The organism is Microcosmobacter mediterraneus (assembly GCF_031846265.1).
GTDB lineage: Bacteria > Bacteroidota > Bacteroidia > Flavobacteriales > Flavobacteriaceae > Microcosmobacter > Microcosmobacter mediterraneus.
This window is the reverse complement of sequence record NZ_JAVRIA010000001.1, coordinates 42,797-63,373: the sequence shown is the minus strand read 5'-3', so window position 1 is coordinate 63,373 and position 20,577 is coordinate 42,797. Positions and strand designations below refer to the sequence as shown.

Below are 20,577 nucleotides of genomic sequence, written 5' to 3'. Positions count from 1 at the left end.
ATTATTGCCTTACTGTTCCATTAAAATGATTAACCTTAGAATTTATTGGATTGCCAGACATTCGTCTTATCGTTGCCAATTGTCCTGCATGCCAAATAGCATCGGCAATTGGTCCATTTATATTATTCCAAAACGGAATTTTATTGTCACCAAAATTGAGCGTAAACTCAGAAATATCGTCACTAGATCTTAGAATATCTGCTGCAGTTTTAAAGTTTTGAAGTGTTTTGGCTCTAAGTTGTGCGTAAGTAAGGGCTTCTTTTTCTCTGTTATTAGGTTTATGTAAACACGCATTTACTATGATCTTGGATAAGTCATAAATATGCTGCAAAGTTTCTTCAGCAGAACGCGCTCCTTCACTGGGCGAAAATTTTAAATCCTTTTCCGTTAAACCTTCTGAGGCATGATGATATCTAAATCCTAAACCATCAACTAAACGTGCTGCAACTGTACCAGCTGTAAAATTCTCTGAGGCTTCTGGTATTTCGTAGTATAGTAACTTATCTTTTTGCGCGTTTATACTTATTGTAAAAAGTAAGGCAATGATAACTATGCTATTATTTAGTTTCATTAATTAATGATTTAATATCGTTTTCTATGTTTTCTGAAAAACCAAAATATTCTTTACGTACTATGCCCTTTTTATCTACAAGAAAATATCTCGGAAATGAATTAACTTGAAACTTATCTAAAATAGACTTATCCATAAAACCATGTGATATTTTACTATGCTTAGCTTCTATCATCTCTATAGCCTTATCTCTACTTTCTGTAACAACACCTATTATTTGAAGATCTTTAGAATATGTATTATTTAATGCATCAACTTTTGGGAAGGCTTTGATACACCATCCACACCATATTTCCCAAAAATCTATTAATAATAGTTTATCAGTATTCAACTTAATATTAGCATCTGTAACAATATCTTTAAAAATTAGTTCTGGTAACTTTTTATTTAAAAGCGGACTAGGTAAGCTTTCTTCTTGTACCTCTTTTTCGTAAGAGGCTAGTATCATTTTTTTTTCGCTTATGTTTTCCGATACAGCGTCATTAACTTTAATATCAGTAAAAACATAATCACCTGTTTGCTTCTCACCTTGGGAATAAGACGAAGTTCGAACATGAATAGGTATAAATTCTTCGTTTAATTGTACGATTTTAATTCTATTGGTTACTAAATAGACTGTATCATCAGCAAAAGTGTAGTTAATTTTATAGCCCAATTTGTTTGGCGTAACTTTGATAGTTTCAAAAATAGAATCGAGTTTAAAAAAAGATGTGGATACCATTTGACCTCCAGGACTCCCTAAGACAAAATATCCTCCTTTGTCTTGCTCATAGGTTTTTTCTTCATCATCTAAATAAAAGACATTGCCTTGATCATATATCGTAGTAAAAGGTTTATTATTCATTTTACCATAGAAATTAAAACCAAAGACCTCATCTTTATTATTAATTTCAATTAATGAACTACCATTATTATCCCAAACATTTATAGCTCCTCCATCTCTAGATGGAAAACTATCTATTCGTCTTACATTATAGGATAATTTTTGAATTGAATTAGAAGTTTCATTAAACTTTAATACAACCTCATCATAGGTAATTACGTCTTCCTGTTTACAGGAAAAACAAATAATTATAGCCAAAAAAACGAAAATAGGAAATCTCATACTTTTTAGTTTTTCACTTCCTTAGTTTTCATAATTGGGTTTACACCATATTTATCGAATAAGTACACTAAAGCGGTCATTGTGCCTGCTCCGAGCTCCAGCTCTCTTTTGTTAACATGTTCAAACGTGTCGTTACTGGCATGATGATGATCAAAATAACGCTGACTATCTGGTCTTAATCCAGCTAAAACAGTACCATCAACCTTTAATGGATTAATATCTGCACCACCATAACCTTTTTCGAAGTAGTGAATTAAATACGGTTTAAACAAGGGTTCCCAGGCTTTTACTTGAGTAAAATTATTATCACTACAATCAAAAGAAAATCCTCTTGGTGTAAAACCACCTGAATCACTTTCTAATGCAAAAATATGATTCTCACCTTTAGCTCTAGCTTCTTCAGCATATTTACGACCTCCACGTAAGCCATTTTCTTCGTTCATAAATAAAACCACTCGTATAGTGCGCTTTGGTTTTATTCCACTCTCTTTAAGTAAACGAATTACATCCATCGATTGTACTACTCCTGCACCATCATCATGTGAACCATCTCCCAAATCCCAAGAATCTAAGTGGCCTCCTACAATAATAATGTCATTAGGAAACTCACTACCTGTCATTTCACCAATGACATTATAGGATTCTACATCTGGAAACTGCTTACAATTTTGACGGAAAAAAAACTTTAGATTATTATCTAAGGACAACATACTGCTTAGTAACTCAGCATCATTGGTACTAATTGCTGCAGCTGGAATTCGATCTTGAGGAGCAATATCGCCATAAGACATGCTTCCTGTGTGCGGAAAATCATCTAATCGTAAATTCAGAGATCTCACAATAACACCAGCTGCTCCATATTTAGCAGCTTCTCTAGCACCTGCATAACGTTGATTTGCGCAACCACCATAAGCCTCGAAGGTGTGAATTAAATCGGGTTGCATTGGTCTGTTGTAGAATACTATTTTGCCTTCAATTTTTTCCTTTCCAAGTTCTTCTAACTGCTCAAAATTCATAACCTCAATAATATTTGCTTTGAGACCAGTTGGATTGGTAGCAATAGAACCTCCTAATGCACAAATATTTACTGTAGTTGTTCTGCCTGAAGCTCCCTCAATGTAAGCATACTCCTTTGTACCTCTAACCCATTTTGGTACCATAACTGGTTGTAACCAAACTTTGTCTAAGCCAAGGGCTTCGAGTTCTTTTTTGGTATATTCTACAGCGAGTTCAGCATTAACCGAACCAGATAATCGACCACCAATCTGATTGGATAAATAATCTAACCATTGGTAACTTTTACCGTTAGTAAGTGTTTGGTAATAGATTATTTTTAGAACGTCCTCGTCAGATTGCGCATTAATTGTTAAACTTAATGACAAGAAAAATAATAGTAAATATTTCATCTATTTGAAAATTTTTATTTTACTGAGAATCAAATAAATAAAAATTTTATGCTTAGATCAACCGTTGCACTTTCGCACAAAAAATTAATTATTCTCGGTTGGTATGCAAAAAAATAAATTTATTTATTCTCATTTCATGAGTTAGCTTTAAAAGCTTAAAGATAATACGAAAATACTTGTTGCATTTAAAAATGTGTTAAACTCTTAATAAGAACTTACATTCATAATTAGTATTTTTAGGTTTATTAATTATCCTAAGATGCTAAAATTCTTTAGACGCATACGTTATGATCTTATGAGCACAAACAAATCCTCTAAATATTTTAAATATGCCATAGGCGAAATAATACTAGTGGTTATAGGCATACTCATTGCTCTTGCTATTAGTAATTGGAATAGCAATCGTTTAAATAAGCAACGTAATGCTGAACTACTAGTTAAACTCTCTAAAGAACTAGATCAAAATATTGCGCGTTGTAATATTATAGATACCGTTAATAATGGGTTTAAAGATCGACTAAAATTTACTGATAGTGCTCTTGTGATTTTAAATAAAGGCATCACAGCTGATGATTTAGATTTCTTAACCAGTAAACGTATTTATTACACAGCTACACTTAACCTCAATACATCTGTGTTTGAAGAACTAAAAAATACGGGAAGTCTTTATGCTATTGGCTCTGATAATTTGGTAAGTGCAATTCAAAATTATTATCAACTTTGTGAAAGAGAATCTTTTTATAATTTAGAATTGAGTAAGGATATATTAATTAGAGAAGAAAAATGTATTGAAGGTTGGTTTAATTTTAATGCTTTGTATCGCCAGAATAAAGAGCGAGCAATTGCCATTAATCCTTGGATCTTTAATCCTAGCTCTAAAGACTATCTATTTTTTAAACAATACATTGGTTATGTTAGAGGTCATAGCAACATGATGGTACATAAGCTAGAAGGTATTGTTGAAGCATCTAAAAAACTAAAGCAATTAATCTCAGAAGAAATTGAACTAAACTAAGTTTATTTAGAAAATTGTTTCTTGATAGTATAAATCAATTCTTCTAGTCCATTAATTTTAATCTCATGCATTTGTTGCATCATAAAACCTAACTTACCTTCTGGGAACCCTTTTTGCTTAAACCATGTATAGTAATATTCTGGTATGTCTATAAGATAATCGCCTTTATACTTACCAAATGGCATCTTGTAATGTGCTAACTCTATGAGTTTTTCTTTGTTAGGTTGCATTTAATTTTCTGTTTGTCAGTTCGAGTATTTTACAACGTAAAACGTATCTTGAACTTAGACTAATAACTTCTCGATACAATTCTTTCCCCTTGGTCAGAATCACTCGAAGTGACGTCTTTATCTAGAAGCAAAGTGCTCTAAATTTTTTAGCTCTACATCTATAAAAATTTCCCATTGCTTTTGAGCTTCCTTATTTATAGAATGATTGCTTTGAGCATCATATTTTTTTTGAGTCTCATTTAATTTCTCATTAACTAGCTTATGAAGTTCAGCTAATTGTGATTTAATGTTATTTGAGACTTGTAGTTTGGAAATACCTTCTCTAAATTTTCTAACGTATAATTCTGTAATATCAAAGTGAAGCTGCTCATGACCTAAAATATGATCATTAGCATCTTCTTTAATTACCCAAGATTTTTCGGGATAAAAATGAGAAAACACGTGTGTTTCAAAAGTAATGATATCATCACCTCTAGTTTCTACAGAATAGCCAAATGTTATACCAGATGCTGTTAATGCAACAGCAGAGGTTCCTGTTACAGGTTTGGCTTTAAAATCTGACCACGTTAATTTCCTAGAAGATTGCCATGAAATCGTTTCAGGTTCTGTGTTTCCTAAGAGCATCACAAAACATAGTAAAACCGAAACATGTTTTAGTGAAATCATAAGTCTAATTAGTTTATTTCCAGTTAAACATAACATCCTTTTCAATATCTGGATGTAAGCTGTAATGCACAGGACAAGTATTTGCAGTACGCTCTAGGATAGCTCTAGTTTTTTTATCAGCTTCAAATGGTAAATCTATAACAACTTTAATCTTTGAAATACGTCTTGGATCGCTTGTCATTGTTTTAGTAACATGTGCTACAGTTCCTGTCATATCAACATTCAAAGAGCGTGCTTTAATTCCCATAACCGTTAACATACAACTTGCTAATCCTGAGGCTACAGTATCTGTAGGTGAAAACGCTTCGCCTTTACCATTATTGTCTGTAGGTGCATCTGTAATAAAAGAATTACCAGATTTAAGATGAGTACTTTCTGTTCTGAGATTACCTTGATATATTACTTTAGAGGTCATTGCTTTGCTTCTACTAGTTTTAGATTGTCATATTTTACAACATAAGCTGATTCATTATAGTAACCTCCAAATAATTTTTTTGAATATCTAAACTTATTTTCTAAATATTCAGTCTCTATAGAGCTATCGGAAGCTTCATACAAATTTTCTTTAGAGGCTAAGCGTAATAAGACATCTAAAGTTAAATCGAAACCACGTACTGCATATTTATTTGGTGCTACACTATAAATTTTCTTATAGGCAGTAACAAAACCATTAGATTCATTGTCATACTCCTTGTTTGGTGAAGGATAATGAAATTTTAAATTAGATAAGTGAACGTTAGATACACTCTGACCTTCAAAAGCACTATTTTTATCTGTTGTTACAAGTATGACTTCTATATCTTTTTTGAGAGCTAAATTAGCAGATAACTCAAAATCCAAACCATTAAGCATACTTGTAATATTGGATACAAATGCTTCATTTTCAGTTTCAATAAACACAATGGTTTTTCCTTTTTTGAAGACACCTTCTATATCTCTAATAAGTATATGATATTTATCTTGGCCTTCTTTATTTTTTCTTGAAAATAATTGCTTGGCTTCTGGAAATTTAGATTTCAATCTATTACTTACAGCTCTGTGGTTTTGGTCTGCAATAATTACTACACCTACTTTGGTTGAATCGTTTTGAACAAACTCAACCATTTTACGCTCTAAAAGTTCTTGCGATGGTACAGTTTGAAAAACATTATCATACAACTTCTTTGGTGATGTTAATGGAGAAATAGCAGGTATACCATCACTCTTGAGCGCATTTGCCATACGATCAAAATTATTAGACATTAACGGACCTATAACAGCATCGTATTGAGAAAAATCATGAGCATCTAATATGTTAGAGACTTTACTAATTTGGTTTTGAGTGTCAAACACTTTAAGTCTAGTTGAAATGCCTAATTGTTTTGCAGAATCTAATGCCATTAAAACACCTGAATGAAAATCTAAAGCTACAGACAGCATACGATCTTTTCTAATAATATCTTTAACCTCAGCAATTGTATCTATATCTAATCTATTGAGCTTAAATGGTAATAACACTGCAATTTTCTTTTCATTAAAGTTAGACAGCGAGCTTACTAGATTAATATTATCAATATCAGCTGTATCTATAACACCTTCATTTTCTATAGAGCTTGGAATTTTCAAAACCATACCTGCTTTTAAACCCAAGTCTTTTAATTGTGGATTTAAAGCGGTTAATTCTTCTTCTGTTAAACCCAGCTTAATTTTTAATCGATAAAATCCTTCTTTGGGTAAAACTTCGTAATAGTTAAAACTTTCCTCTGTAGCAAGTTCTTCATTATCTGCAATGTTAGGAACATTAAGCTCATCGCCAGGCTGTAACAGCTCTTTAATATTAGGATTAAGCGCTTCTAATTCATCTACTGTAATTCCGAATTTATAAGCAACACGCCATTTGCCTTCTTTAGGTAAAACAGTATACTTTTTTACTGTGTTTTTTAAGCTTACCTTATTAACTATAGTTTTAAATCTTGGTATTCTGAGCTTATCGCCTTTTCTAAGATTCTCAGCATATAAAAAGGTGTTGTATTTTTTAATCTCATCAATTTCAATCTTATATTTTTGAGAAATACTAAACAAGGTTTCCTTACGCTTTACTTTGTGATTTTTATAACCAATTACTTCTTTAGTTTCTGAAGGAATATCAGAGTTTTTAACTCTAGAATTTGGAATAATAAGAACCATATTTTCCTGAAACTTAGATTTAGCATCAGGATTTAGAGCAAAAATATCAAAAGGAGTTACTAAATATTTACTTGCAATAGACTCAATAGTCTCACCTGCTTTAACCTTATGAGTTTTATGACCTTGTGCTAATGCAACAAGCGTATTTATAAAAAACAGGATTGCTATTAATACAACTTTTTTCATTTATATATTTTAATATTAAGACCCTTTTATCTATTTAAGAGTCACTATTCCCACTCAATAGTTGCAGGTGGCTTGGAGCTAATATCATAGACTACTCTATTAACGCCTTTAACCTTGTTTATTATATCGTTAGATACCTTTTGTAAGAACTCGTAGGGTAAATTTACCCAATCAGCAGTCATACCATCTGTACTTTCAACAGCTCTTAGTGCAACACATTTTTCATAAGTACGTTCATCTCCCATAACACCAACACTGTTTACTGGTAATAGTATTGCTCCTGCTTGCCAAACTTTGTTATATAAATCCCACTCACGTAATCCATTTATAAAAATAGCATCCACCTCTTGTAATATACGAACTTTCTCAGCAGTTAGATCTCCAAGAATCCTAATTGCTAATCCTGGTCCAGGAAAAGGATGTCTACCAAGCAATTGTGAATACATATTCATAGATGCACCTACACGTCTTACTTCGTCTTTAAATAACATTTTTAAAGGCTCAACAATTTTAAGTTTCATAAAATCTGGCAAACCTCCTACATTATGATGACTCTTAATTGTGGCACTAGGTCCACCAGTTGCCGAAACACTTTCTATCACATCTGGATAAATAGTACCTTGTGCTAACCATTTTACATCCTTAATCTCGTTAGCTTCATCATCAAAAACTTCAATAAAAACACGACCTATCGTTTTGCGTTTTTCCTCAGGGTCACTCTTTCCTGCTAAAGCATCCAAAAAGCGTGCCGAAGCATCGACACCTTTAACGTTTAAGCCCATACCTTCATACTGATCTAGCACATCTTGAAACTCATTTTTTCTCAGTAACCCATTATTTACAAAGATGCAATACAGGTTTTTTCCAATTGCTTTGTGTAATAACATAGCTGCAACTGAAGAATCCACACCACCAGACAAACCTAACACCACTTTATCGTCACCTAGTTTAGTTTTAAGCCCTTCAACGGTCTCTTCAACAAAAGCATTTGGCGTCCAATCTTGCTTTACGCCTGCTATTTTGACTAAGAAGTTCTCTAATAATTTTTTACCATCAGTAGAGTGATATACTTCTGGGTGAAATTGTAAGGCAAAGGTCGGTTCTCCTTCTATTTTATATGCTGCATTCTCAACATCATTTGTACTGGCTAATAATACACCATTTTCCGGTAGTTGTTTTATCGTATCACTATGACTCATCCAAACTTGACTATCAAATGAAATATTACTTAAAAAATCTTCATTTTTCTTAATATATGAAAGATTTGCTCTGCCATATTCTCTCGTATTTGAAGGTGCTACCTCGCCACCAGAAAAATGAGCCAAATATTGTGCTCCATAGCAAACCGCTAATAAAGGTTTATGACCTCTAATTTTAGATAAATCTGGATGAAGTACATCATCGCCTCTAACTGAATTTGGGCTACCAGATAAAATAACAGCTTTATAACTATCTATATCTTCAGGAATTTTATTGAATGGAACTATTTCTGAATAGGTATTGAGCTCTCTAACTCTACGTCCAATAAGCTGTGTGTATTGGGAGCCAAAATCTAGAATTAAAATCTTGTCGTGTTGCATGCGCAAAAATAAAGATTGGAATTAAGATTTACGAAAAGAAATTAGCAATTTTTATCTCAAATTGTTAACACTGAAAAACTAAATGATAAAGGATTTAATTGCTCAACTAAAATTGGTATCAATTCCTCTCCATATTCCAAATACAATTCCGAAAAATTAGTATAGCGTTCTTGTAAACTTTGGTTAGGAAATAACTGATTTTGAAGCTCAGTCATTCTATTAACCTCATCTGCTAATTTTTTCTTTTGAGCCTTTAATAAGCGTTTTTCTAGATGCTTTAGACCTTTTATTTGCTTCATTTCTTGGGCTTTCACAGCGCCTAAAAATGATTTATCAGTTTGCTCAGCTAAATCGTACATAGCTTTAAATTGCTGCTGAAGATGCTTTTCTTGGTCTGAAAAATCAATATTTATGTTAGATATTTCTCTAACCTTTTTATTGATAAAAGCATTTCGTTTTAGGAAAACATCTTGGGTAGTGATATGAAGATTTTCTAACTTTTTACTTTGCTTTTGTGATTGTATAAATACAGAATTACGTAATAGCAACATAGGAAAAGTTACATCTACAGCATCAAAATAATCTTTGAGTTGTAACCAATACGACAACTCTCCTCCTCCTCCAATATAACAGAGGTTTGGTAAAATAATTTCTTGGTACAAAGGACGCATAATCACATTTGGAGAAAAGCGTTCTGGCATCTCATTGAGATGTTTTAGCATCTCACTCAAACTCCATTGAATATTTGTATTGTTTACTTTATAAATATGACCTTCTAGCACAATACGCTCACGCAAGCCATCTTTTATGTAAAACAAATTAATTTCTCGAGGATTAACCTGAACTTTATCAAGCCTGTTCGAAGTTTCAGAAACCGCTTTATAAGATACTTGACTAACTAATTCCTTTTCAATATATGGAATAAACAGACGCTTTAACTCTGAGGTATTGGCATCGACAATGACTAATCCATAAGCCTTAAACAATGTATTAGCCAAAAATAATGTTGCGTCCGCTAAATTATTATGTTCTACATAAGCCTTTTTAAATAGTGTTTTGAGTGTATTAGCGTTTTGAGAGTTACCTAACTCTTTAGAAAACACCTCTAAAACCTCATCTAATCCTTCTGTAGATAATTGACCAACAGCACCAGAGGCTTTTCTATTCCACTGGATTTTTTTACCTCGAAAATTAAAATAATTAATCTCTTCAAAATCATGATCCTCAGTTGCCATCCAATAGACAGGTACAAAATTATACTCTGGGTAAGCTTCTTTTAATGCTTTAGCAAGATTAATCGTAGACACAATTTTATACAAAAAGTAAAGCGGGCCAGTAAATAAGTTTAACTGATGACCAGTAGTAATTGTAAAGGTTTTAGGATCTTGTAAAGCTTCAATGTTTTGAAGTGTTAATTCTGATGTTTCTAATTCAAAGTATTGTTTTTTTAAAACCTCTACCAAAGTAGTTCTCAACTGCGCTCGAACGGATATTTGTTTTTCATCTATCTGAGCTTTAAAATTTTCAAGGCTTGGATATCTATTATAAAATGGTTGTAATAATTCATTTTCATCTAGATAATCACAAATGAACTCAGAAAAATAACCTGTGTCTCTATATGAAATGGATTCCGTTGGCATATATAGTTATTGTCTTAAAGGCATCAAAGATACTATTTATAGTCTTAAAATATTGTTATATTATACGTCCTGGTCTTACAGATGCTTATCTTTATACCACTAACAAATGTTTCTTTAAACCTCTAATACAAATTATGAAACCGTTACATAAATCAACTTCTCTAATTCTAATTTTATTAATCACACTTTTAGGTTGTAAAACTGAACAGTCAGAAATAGCTCAAGAACAAGAATTTAATGTCGAATTTGAAAAATTCACTTTAGACAATGGTTTGCAAGTTATCTTTCATATAGATCGTTCTGATCCTGTTGTAGCTGTTGCTTTAACAAGCCATGTTGGTTCTGCTAGAGAAAAAGAAGGCAGAACAGGCTTTGCACATTTATTTGAACATCTTTTGTTTTTAGAATCTGAAAATTTGGGCAAAGGTGGATTAGATAAAATGAGTGCTCGTATTGGAGGCTCTGGTGCAAATGGTTCTACAAGTAGAGATCGTACTAATTACTATCAAACGGTTCCTAAGGATGCTTTAGAGAAAATGATTTGGGCAGAAGCAGATAAACTCGGATTCTTTATAAATACAGTAACTGAACCTGTTTTAGCCAAAGAAAAGCAAGTAGTTAAAAACGAAAAAAGACAAAGTGTGGACAACAGACCTTATGGTCATACGTCTTATGTTATTGGCAAAAACTTATACCCTCAAGGTCATCCTTATAGTTGGACTGTTATTGGTTCTCTCGAAGATTTACAAAATGCAACATTACAAGATGTTAAAGATTTTTATAACCGTTGGTATGTACCTAATAATGTAACCTTAACTATTGCTGGTGATTTTGATACGGAACAGGCAAAAGATTGGGTAAAAAAATACTTTGATGAAATTCCGCGTGGCGAAACCATTGAAAATATGCCAAAACAGCCTGTAGTACTTTCAGAAACAAAAAAACTATACTACGAAGATAATTTTGCACGATTACCACAATTAACACTGACCTGGCCAGGCGTTTATCAATATCATGAAGACTCCTATGCTCTAGCTGTATTATCGCAATATTTATCACAAGGTAAAAAAGCACCTCTTTACAAAGTTTTGGTAGAAGATAAACAAGTTACAGATAATACGAGTATGTATCAATACAATGCTGAATTAGCAGGGCAAATTATGCTTTCTGTTACAGCTTATGATGATGTAGATTTAAATACTGTTAAGGATGCTATTAATGAAGCTATGCTAAATTTTGAAGCTAATGGAATTTCACAAGAAGATTTAGACCGAATTAAAGCAGGACAAGAAACTAATTTTTATAACAGTTTGTCTAGTGTTCTTGGTAAAGGATTTCAGTTAGCACAATATGAGATTTTTGCAGGAGATCCTGGCTATATTAATGAAGATGTTAAGAAGATTCTTGCAGTAACTCCAGAGGATGTTATGCGTGTTTACAATACGTACATCAAAGAAAAGCATTATGTAGCTACGAGCTTTGTACCAAAAGGAAAAGTAGATGTAATACTTGAAGGATCTCAACTTGCAGAAGTTGTTGAAGAAAAAATTATTGAAGGTGCAGAAGAAATATTTGATGCAAGTATCGCTGCCAATTATGAAAAAACGCAGTCTAGTTTTGATAGAAGTATAGAACCACCTTATGGTGAAAGCCCTGATTTGGTTGTACCTAATGTATGGAAAGATGAATTGTCTTCAGGTATTAAAGTCTTCGGTATTGAAAATAACGAAGTGCCTTTAGTACAATTTGAATTAGAAATTAAAGGTGGTTTACTATTAGAAGATCAAAATAAAATAGGAGTCTCTAATTTGTTAGCAAATCTTATGACTAAAGGCACAAAAAACAAAACTCCAGAAACTTTAGAAAATGCTATTGAAACTTTGGGTGCTTCTATAAATGCTTATGCTACGGATGAGTCTATTGTTATTTCTGGCAATACATTATCCAAAAATTATGATGCAACAATGGATTTAGTAACCGAAATACTCTTAGAGCCACGTTGGGATGATAAGGAGTTTGATTTATTAAAGCAAAGTACAATTAGTAGAATTCAGCGTGCTCAAGCTAATCCTAATAGTATTGCAGCCAAAGAATATGCAAAACTTATTTATGGTGAAAATCACATACTATCGCATGATAATAGAGGAACAGAAACTTCTGTTAATAGTATTACTATGGAGGATTTAAAGGATTATTACAGTACTAAAATATCTCCAAGTATTACAAAGTATCAGGTTGTTGGGCAAGTCTCTAAAAAAATGGTTAAGAACTCTTTAGCTGTTATTAACGACAACTGGAACGCTGTAAATGTTGCTTTCCCTGAAGTTCCTGAGCCAAATAAGCCTCAAACTTCTAAAGTTTATTTTTATGATGTTCCTGGAGCAAAACAATCGGTGATTAGGTTTGGCTATCCTGCGCTTGCAGCAACAGATGATGATTATTATGCTGCTCAAGTAATGAACTATCGTTTAGGAGGTGGCGGCTTTGCCTCTCAGCTCACACAACAATTACGAGAAGGCAAAGGGTATACTTATGGTATTCGTTCTGGGTTTTCTGGATCTGAATTCAAAGGCCCTTTTACAATATCTAGTGGTGTTCGTTCTAATGTTACTTATGAATCTGCAAGTTTAGTTAAAGAGATTTTAGAAAATTACGGGATAAACTATAATGAAAATGACCTAGAAGTTACTAAAGGTTTCATGATTAAAAGTAATGCAAGAGCTTTTGAAACTTTAGGAGCAAAACTAAATATGCTATCTAATATTAGCAGTTACGGATTAGATGATGATTACGCTAAACAACGTGAAGCATTAGTTAAAGATATGACTATTGAAGATGTGAAGGCGTTAGCAGAACAATATATTAATCCGAATAAAATGATCTATTTAGTAATTGGTGACGCAGAAACACAATTAGATAAATTAGAAGATTTAGGCTTTGGTAAACCTGTACTTATTAACTCTAAACCTATTAACAAGGATTGATAATAATAGAATAATATGTTAGATCCAAAACACCTATAAAGTTTTAAAGTTTCAAAATTATATTAAGTACAAAACAGCGTTCACACAAATTTTGCACTTTTTTTACATTTAACTTAATTACTTAACACTCCTGCTATAATATATTTGATTATCATTAATCTAAAACAAATCAAATATGAAAAAGCAACGTATTATTATAGTAACTACACTTCTTATTATTTGTGTATTAATTTTCGGATTCACAAATTTAAATAGTAGTAATACAAGTGACATTAGATCTTCAGAAGTTATTACTATTGCTGTAAAAGATAATTCAATTCCAGATTTATACTATGGTATAGACACTCGGTTTGCAGCAGTAAAAAAAGTAGATGTTCATAATGCATCAACAATTTATGATTTCTTGAATGATGGAGAGAAGGATCAAATAGAACATATCAATTTTGTTAGAATCACTATAGTAAAAGACAATCAACTTTCTCATGTAGAAGCCTATGGTACAAACGAACAACTTACTAATACACAATTGGAAATATTAAGAGCAACAGATTATTTTAGTCATTTTACGGTACGAACCGAATTTAAAGCAAAAAACAAAGAAACGGGTAAATTAGAAGAACGCTTTTTTGGTCCACATATCACTGTAGTTCCAGAAAAGCAAGCTATTTACTCTGAAGGGAAGGATGCATTAATCGAATATCTAAAAGTGAATAGTAAAGAGAGTATGAAGGTTATTAAAGGTGATAAACTTGGAGCAATTAAACTATCATTTATTGTCTCAAAAGAGGGTATCGTTAAAAACGTAAAACATGATGCCATGACGACTGGTTACCAATCTATTGACAAAAAACTTATGACGCTTTTGAAAAACATACCTGGAGAGTGGATTCCTGCAGAAACTGCTAAAGGCGTAAAAATAGATCAAGAATTCGCATTTACATTTGGCCCAAGAGATGGTTGCTAAATAAACAACGTTTTAGTTTACAACCTCACCATAAAGGTCAAAATCTGCAGCGTCTGTAATTTTAATTGTGTAGAAATCACCTGTTTTTAAATAGGTGTTTTCTGCTGATATTAAAACTTCATTATCAACATCTGGAGAATCGTATTCTGTACGACCAATGAAGTAATTGCCTTCTTTACGATCAATGACCACTTTGAATTCTTTTCCTATTTTTTCTTGATTCAATTCCCAAGAAATTTGAGATTGAATTTCCATAATTTCATTGGCACGCTGTTGCTTTACTTCTTCTGGCACATCATCTTCTAAATTATAAGCGTGCGTATTTTCCTCATGAGAATAGGTAAAACAACCTAAGCGCTCAAAACGCATATCTGTAACCCACTGCTTTAAGGTTTCATAATCTTCTTCTGTTTCGCCTGGATAACCAACAATAAGTGTAGTTCTTATAGCCATTTCTGGCACAGCAGCTCTAAACTGCTTTAGCAATTTTGTTGTTTTTTCTTGTGTTGTTCCACGACGCATACTCTTTAAAATATTATCTGAAATATGTTGTAGAGGAATATCCAAGTAATTACAAATCTTGGGTTCCCGATTCATAATATCCAATACATCCATCGGAAAACCCGTGGGAAATGCATAATGCAAACGAATCCATTCAATGCCTTCAACTTTCACTAGACGCTCCAATAATTCTGCTAGGTTACGTTTCTTGTATAAATCGAGACCATAATACGTTAAATCTTGAGCGATAAGGATTAATTCTTTTACACCATTAGCTGCTAGTTTTTCAGCTTCTATAACCACCTCTTCTATAGGTGTACTCTTGTGCTTTCCTCGCATTAATGGTATGGCACAAAAACTACAAGGCCTATCACATCCTTCTGCTATTTTTAAATAAGCATAATTCTTTGGCGTTGTTGTTAAACGTTCTCCTATTAATTCGTGTTTATAGTCAGCACCTAAAGCCTTAAGTAATCCTGGTAATTCTGTAGTTCCAAAATACTGATCTACATTAGGAATTTCTTTTTGTAAATCCGGTTTATAACGTTCAGAAAGGCATCCAGTAACAAAGACTTTATCAACGTCTCCTTCTTCCTTTTTCTGCATGTATTCTAGAATGGTATTTACACTTTCTTCTTTTGCATTATTTATAAAACCACATGTGTTTATAACTACAATATTACCTTCTTCTTCATGGACTACTTCTTTGCCATTGGCTTTAAGTTGTCCCATCAGTACTTCGCTGTCGTAAACATTTTTACTACAGCCAAGAGTCACAACATTAATTTTATTCTTCTTTAGTGATTTTGTACGCATCTGCCTTTAAATGAGTTGGCAAAGATACAATCTAAATTAAACCTTTAGTATATTTATGTGTCTTAAATAAGAATGTGATTATATGATAAAGCTCCGGAACTATATACTCATTGGTTTACTATTAATCTTATCCTGTAGTACCAATAACATCAATGAATTAGAAGATGAGAATCCTTCTGGCGAAGAATTATACTTTCCGCCTATAGATGCCAATACTTGGGAAAATAAATCAGTGTCTGAGTTAGACTGGAACGAAAATCAGCTTCAACCCCTACTGGATTATTTAGAAGATAAAAATTCTAAAAGCTTCATGATTCTTCACAACGGAAAAATTGTTGTTGAATCCTATTTTGATGGTCATACAGACTCATCACCTTGGTATTGGGCTAGTGCAGGAAAAACATTAACTACTGCTATTGTTGGCATTGCTGAAAACGAGGGCTTAATTAGTATTAATAACAAAGTATCTGATTATCTTGGAACAAATTGGACCAGCGCTAATCTTGAGAAAGAAAATTTAATTACATGTAAGAATCTCTTATCTATGAATTCTGGATTAGATGATAGTTTGGGTGATAATGTTTCTTCCGAAAATTTACAATACATAGCTGATGCAGGCACACGTTGGGCTTATCATAATGTGTACGTAAAACTTCAAGATGTCATTGCACATGCTAGTAATCAATCATGGACTAGCTATTTCAATTCTAAATTAAAAAATAGAATTGGTATGACTGGTGCTTGGATTCAGAATAATGATTTTAATGTGTATTGGAGTACGACTAGAAGTATGGCTCGTTTTGGCTTATTAGTTTCTAACAATGGTAAATGGAATACAGATCAAATAATACCTTCAAGTTATTTAGATAATGCTGTAAACACATCTCAAAACCTTAATGAAGCTTATGGTTATATGTGGTGGCTGAACGGTAAATCAACATACAGATTACCTCAAAGTCAGATTCAATTTAACGGAGAACTCATCCCAAATGCTCCAGCAGATTTATTTTGTGCTCTTGGTAGAGACGACCAGAAAATTTATATAGTTCCTAGTGAAAATCTAGTAGTTATTAGAATGGGAGCTGCAGCGGATAATGTAAACTTTGCACTATCCGATTTTGATAATCAATTATGGTTACGAATTAATGCACTAATTAACTAGTTGTAAGCTGTAGGAGCTACTCTTATATTAGCAGCCTTTTCATAAGCATAAGCCCATTGTAATAACATTTTTTCTTGTAAACGTCTTCCAATGAACGTAAGCCCTTTAGGCACACCTTCTTCAGTATATCCCATTGGAACTGTTAAAGCAGGATATTCAGCAGTAGCAGCAAAACCAGCATGATAGTTATTAATGGATAAAAAACCATCTAAGTTTTGAGTGTTCATTGGTACATCAAAAAATTGCTTCCCATTTAATTTAAGGGTATCTTTTATACGTTCTAAGAATTCTGCATCACCTCTATCTTCAGCTATTCCTTTAAATAATTTCTGACCATAGGGCATACTGTTTATGGAATCTTTAATATTGAACTCCATGATATCAGATACCGTTCGCCATTCAATATCTTTGTTAGCATAATTTGCCATATACTGTGGTAGATCATTTTTCATATCTATATTGAGTAATCTAAGGAAGTTAGGTAACCCAAGTTGTTGCTCTTCTATCTCAATAATTTCGGCTCCTTGCTGTTTTAAAACCTCTAGAGCTTGAGCATATAAAGTGTCTGAAAGTAATCGTTTTGGAGCGCCAAAACGTTTTCCTTGTAAACTAGACTGTTCTAAATCTGATGTATAAAAACCTGATTCCCATAATATCATCAAAGATTTAGAATCTGAAGTATCCTCACCAAACATAGCGTCTAACATAATGGCATTATCAATTACATTTTTAGTAATTGGACCTGCTGTATCTAACGTTGAAGAAATTGGTACTATTCCGCTTCTGCTCAACAGACCAACCGTTGGTTTTAAACCTACTGCAGAATTCTGACTAGCTGGTGACAAAATAGAACCAGACGTTTCACTACCAACTGCTGCTGCGCAAAAATTAGCAGCAACACTCACTCCACTACCTGAACTTGATCCTCCTGTATCTATAATACGTCTTCCATACGGATTTAAGGTTTGTCCACCAATGGCACTATAACCACTTGGACAATCGCCACAGAAAAAATAAGCCCATTCACTAAGGTTAGCTTTTCCTAAGATTAAAGCACCTTTAGATTTTAATTGTTTTACAATAAATGCATCTTCTGCATAATTATCCTGAAGAGCCACAGCACCGGCAGTTGTTGGCATATTTGACGCATTGATGTTATCTTTTAATAGAATTGGCATTCCGTAAATGGGATGATCTGCATTACTTTTATTAAAATCCATTGCTTTAGCCTGTTTCAAAACATCTGGATTTAAAGAAATTACGGAATTAAGTGCCTTTGGGTTTTCTCTATCGAATACTTTAATTCGATGTAAATAGAATTTAGCAAGTTGCTCGTAGCTTAAATAACCATCACTTATGCTTTTCTGTATAGTAGGAATATCTTGTTCTAATATGTAAGGCTTGAGCCTTTCGTAATCTTCTTCAGTGAAATCAACCATTTCCGAAGCTAATTCTGACCAGATATCTTTATTAGTCAAATATTTTGAGTCTAAGACCTTAAACTCTCTAAAATCTTTTGTAGAAATGGCACTTATATCATTTTTGTCGTCAGCAGGTTTTAATTTTTCTGTGACTTTATCCTCTTGTGAGGATTCATCTTTAACTACAGGCTTAGCTGTATCATTTTTGCAAGACAAAAAACAAGAGAAAAAAAGGAATAATAGGAAATATCGCATGGTCAGTATTTTTTATAAAAATACGAAATGCTATTGCTATTCTAAAATAGGTATGATAAATCAATAAAATGCTGATAAATTCAGCCTGATAAGACTTTAGTTTATTATTTAAAAAAAGAATCTACAAACTCATATTTATTAAAGACCTGTAAATCCTCAATACCTTCACCAACACCTATATACTTTACAGGAATTTGAAATTGATCAGAAATTCCAATCACCACACCTCCTTTTGCTGTACCATCTAGTTTTGTTACTGCTAATGATGTTACTTCAGTTGCAGCTGTAAATTGTTTAGCTTGTTCAAAAGCGTTTTGTCCAGTAGAACCATCTAAAACTAATAATACATCATTAGGTGTATCATCAACCACTTTTTGCATCACGCGTTTTACCTTAGTCAATTCATTCATAAGGTTAACTTTATTATGTAAACGCCCTGCAGTATCTATAATGACAACATCAGCCTCTTGGTTAACCGCACTTTGTAACGTATCAAAAGCTACAGAAGCAGGATCGCTTCCCATTTGTTGTTTTACAATAGGAACATCCACACGATCAGCCCAAACTTGTAACTGATCAATGGCTGCAGCTCTAAAAGTATCTGCAGCACCTAAAACTACATTTAAACCTTGTTTTTTAAACTGATAGGCTAACTTTCCTATCGTAGTGGTTTTACCAACACCATTTACACCAACAACCATAATTACATATGGCTTTTTATCCATTGGAACCGTAAACTCAGTCTCGTCTCCAGTATTGGTTTCTGAAAGTAAACCTGCTATTTCTTCTCTTAGAATTTTATTGAGTTCAGATGTGCCTAAATATTTATCTTTAGAAACACGCTCTTCTATACGCTCAATAACTTTTAAGGTTGTATTTACACCAACATCACTTGTTACCAAGACTTCTTCTAGGTTATCTAAAACATCATCATCTACCTTAGATTTTCCTGCAACCGCTTTATTTAATTTATTGAAGAAAGAGGATTTAGATTTCTCTAACCCTTTATCTAGTGTTTCTTTCTTTTCTGAAGAAAATATCTTTTTAAAAAAACTCATTTATTTTTAATTATCAGTCAACACTTAGACAGCACTTCGACAGGCTCAGTGTGACAGCTCAGTGTGATTGTATTACATTCAGCTAGCTCATTACAACAATCTTGCCTTTAATAATTTACTGCTATGTTGTCATGTCTAGCTTCAAATATAGATATAAAAAAACTGCTTTCAAATGAAAGCAGTTTTGGTATTCAATTTAAAAAATTGATTATTTTTTATTCAAAAAGTCATTAACAAATTCTGGTGCCATTACAGATTCTACAAACATGTAAGATCCTGTTTTTGGTGACTTTACCATTTTAATAGCTTTTGTTAATCTTTTTGATCCTGTCTGTAACGACGCTACTGATTTCTTTGCCATGACTTATTATTTTATCTCTTTATGAACTGTCATACGCTTAAGGATAGGATTAAATTTTTTAATCTCCATTCTGTCTGGCGTATTCTTTTTATTTTTTGTTGTAATGTAACGCGATGTTCCTGGCTGACCAGAAGCTTTGTGCTCAGTACATTCTAAAATCACTTGTATTCTATTTCCTTTCTTTGCCATTTTTAATATCTTTTATTATGTGGCTATTATTTGTAAAACCCTTTAGCTCTTGCTTCTTTGATTGCTGCAGAGATACCAATTTTATTGATAGTCTTTAAAGCTGAAGTAGAAACTTTTAACGTTACCCATTTATCTTCCTCAGGAATGTAGAAACGTTTTTTAATAAGATTAGCATCGAACTTACGCTTAGTTTTATTCATAGCGTGAGATACATTGTTTCCAACCATTGCTTTTTTTCCAGTAAGTTCACAAACTCTTGACATCTTCTCTACTTTTAATTCTATTATTTTAAAACAGGCTG

General features: G+C 32.7%; 19 protein-coding genes. 4 read left to right on the top strand and 15 right to left on the bottom strand.

What is annotated here, in order from left to right; translation table 11 throughout:
* Nucleotide 1: 1 nt before the first annotated feature.
* From RM697_RS00305 to RM697_RS00295, 3 genes are read right to left on the bottom strand one after another with little or no spacing between them, the layout of a single operon-like run.
* Nucleotides 2-571, bottom strand: coding sequence for a DinB family protein (locus RM697_RS00305; protein ID WP_311425838.1), 570 nt, complete (start codon nt 569-571; stop codon nt 2-4).
* Nucleotides 558-1,676 (bottom strand): TlpA family protein disulfide reductase, encoded by a 1,119-nt coding sequence (locus RM697_RS00300; protein WP_311425837.1) that lies wholly within the window; start codon nt 1,674-1,676, stop codon nt 558-560. The genes RM697_RS00305 and RM697_RS00300 overlap by 14 nt, the downstream gene beginning before the upstream one ends.
* 5 nt (nt 1,677-1,681) lie before the next feature.
* Nucleotides 1,682-3,082 (bottom strand): M20/M25/M40 family metallo-hydrolase, encoded by a 1,401-nt coding sequence (locus RM697_RS00295; RefSeq protein ID WP_311425836.1) that lies wholly within the window; start codon nt 3,080-3,082, stop codon nt 1,682-1,684.
* A gap of 259 nt (nt 3,083-3,341) precedes the next feature.
* Here RM697_RS00295 and RM697_RS00290 point away from each other — a divergent pair, with 259 nt between their 5' ends.
* The gene (locus RM697_RS00290) at nt 3,342-4,097 is read left to right on the top strand and encodes a hypothetical protein (protein ID WP_311425835.1); all 756 of its coding nucleotides are present in this window, start codon (nt 3,342-3,344) and stop codon (nt 4,095-4,097) included.
* 2 nt (nt 4,098-4,099) lie between these two features.
* Here the strand turns inward: RM697_RS00290 and RM697_RS00285 are convergent, their stop codons facing one another.
* The 6 genes from RM697_RS00285 to bshC all read right to left on the bottom strand — a co-directional run bounded on the left by RM697_RS00285 (nt 4,100) and on the right by bshC (nt 10,565).
* A complete protein-coding gene (locus RM697_RS00285) occupies nt 4,100-4,327 on the bottom strand; it encodes a DUF3820 family protein (RefSeq protein ID WP_311425834.1) in 228 nt (75 codons plus the stop codon).
* 117 nt (nt 4,328-4,444) lie between these two features.
* Nucleotides 4,445-4,993 (bottom strand): DUF922 domain-containing protein, encoded by a 549-nt coding sequence (locus tag RM697_RS00280; RefSeq protein WP_311425833.1) that lies wholly within the window; start codon nt 4,991-4,993, stop codon nt 4,445-4,447.
* Nucleotides 4,994-5,006: 13 nt separating this feature from the next.
* Complete coding sequence (locus RM697_RS00275; protein ID WP_311425832.1) at nt 5,007-5,408, bottom strand: OsmC family protein; 402 nt, start codon at nt 5,406-5,408, stop codon at nt 5,007-5,009.
* Entirely contained in the window at nt 5,405-7,345 is a 1,941-nt protein-coding gene (locus RM697_RS00270; protein ID WP_311425831.1) for a PBP1 and LysM peptidoglycan-binding domain-containing protein, read from the bottom strand. The genes RM697_RS00275 and RM697_RS00270 overlap by 4 nt, the downstream gene beginning before the upstream one ends.
* 44 nt (nt 7,346-7,389) lie before the next feature.
* Nucleotides 7,390-8,925: a glutamine-hydrolyzing GMP synthase gene (gene guaA, locus RM697_RS00265; RefSeq protein ID WP_311425830.1), complete on the bottom strand. Its 1,536-nt coding sequence runs from the start codon at nt 8,923-8,925 to the stop codon at nt 7,390-7,392.
* Between the two features lie 56 nt (nt 8,926-8,981).
* Nucleotides 8,982-10,565, bottom strand: a complete 1,584-nt coding sequence (gene bshC / locus RM697_RS00260) for a bacillithiol biosynthesis cysteine-adding enzyme BshC (RefSeq protein ID WP_311425829.1) — start codon at nt 10,563-10,565, stop codon at nt 8,982-8,984.
* A gap of 134 nt (nt 10,566-10,699) precedes the next feature.
* On the opposite strand from bshC, the gene RM697_RS00255 reads away from it, so the two are divergent.
* Nucleotides 10,700-13,549, top strand: a complete 2,850-nt coding sequence (locus tag RM697_RS00255; protein ID WP_311425828.1) for a M16 family metallopeptidase — start codon at nt 10,700-10,702, stop codon at nt 13,547-13,549.
* Between the two features lie 175 nt (nt 13,550-13,724).
* Nucleotides 13,725-14,513: a hypothetical protein gene (locus RM697_RS00250; protein WP_311425827.1), complete on the top strand. Its 789-nt coding sequence runs from the start codon at nt 13,725-13,727 to the stop codon at nt 14,511-14,513.
* A gap of 12 nt (nt 14,514-14,525) precedes the next feature.
* Here RM697_RS00250 and rimO read toward each other — a convergent pair whose 3' ends face one another.
* Nucleotides 14,526-15,830, bottom strand: coding sequence for a 30S ribosomal protein S12 methylthiotransferase RimO (gene rimO / locus RM697_RS00245; protein ID WP_311425826.1), 1,305 nt, complete (start codon nt 15,828-15,830; stop codon nt 14,526-14,528).
* 82 nt (nt 15,831-15,912) lie between these two features.
* Between rimO and RM697_RS00240 the strand changes: the two genes are divergently transcribed.
* Entirely contained in the window at nt 15,913-16,992 is a 1,080-nt protein-coding gene (locus tag RM697_RS00240) for a serine hydrolase domain-containing protein (protein WP_311425825.1), read from the top strand.
* On the opposite strand, the gene RM697_RS00235 is transcribed toward RM697_RS00240, so the two are convergent.
* The 5 genes from RM697_RS00235 to rpmB all read right to left on the bottom strand — a co-directional run bounded on the left by RM697_RS00235 (nt 16,989) and on the right by rpmB (nt 20,539).
* Nucleotides 16,989-18,668 carry an amidase family protein gene (locus RM697_RS00235; protein WP_311425824.1) on the bottom strand — a complete coding sequence of 560 codons (1,680 nt, stop codon included), beginning with the start codon at nt 18,666-18,668 and terminating at the stop codon, nt 16,989-16,991. The two genes, RM697_RS00240 and RM697_RS00235, sit on opposite strands and share 4 nt — an antisense overlap.
* Before the next feature lie 104 nt (nt 18,669-18,772).
* The gene (ftsY, locus tag RM697_RS00230; protein ID WP_311425823.1) at nt 18,773-19,726 is read right to left on the bottom strand and encodes a signal recognition particle-docking protein FtsY; all 954 of its coding nucleotides are present in this window, start codon (nt 19,724-19,726) and stop codon (nt 18,773-18,775) included.
* A 208-nt stretch (nt 19,727-19,934) separates the two neighbouring features.
* Entirely contained in the window at nt 19,935-20,087 is a 153-nt protein-coding gene (locus RM697_RS00225) for a DUF4295 domain-containing protein (protein WP_155089338.1), read from the bottom strand.
* A gap of 6 nt (nt 20,088-20,093) precedes the next feature.
* Nucleotides 20,094-20,276, bottom strand: a complete 183-nt coding sequence (gene rpmG, locus RM697_RS00220) for a 50S ribosomal protein L33 (RefSeq protein WP_008271040.1) — start codon at nt 20,274-20,276, stop codon at nt 20,094-20,096.
* Between the two features lie 26 nt (nt 20,277-20,302).
* Nucleotides 20,303-20,539, bottom strand: coding sequence for a 50S ribosomal protein L28 (rpmB, locus tag RM697_RS00215; RefSeq protein ID WP_311425822.1), 237 nt, complete (start codon nt 20,537-20,539; stop codon nt 20,303-20,305).
* Between the last annotated feature and the right edge of the window lie 38 nt (nt 20,540-20,577).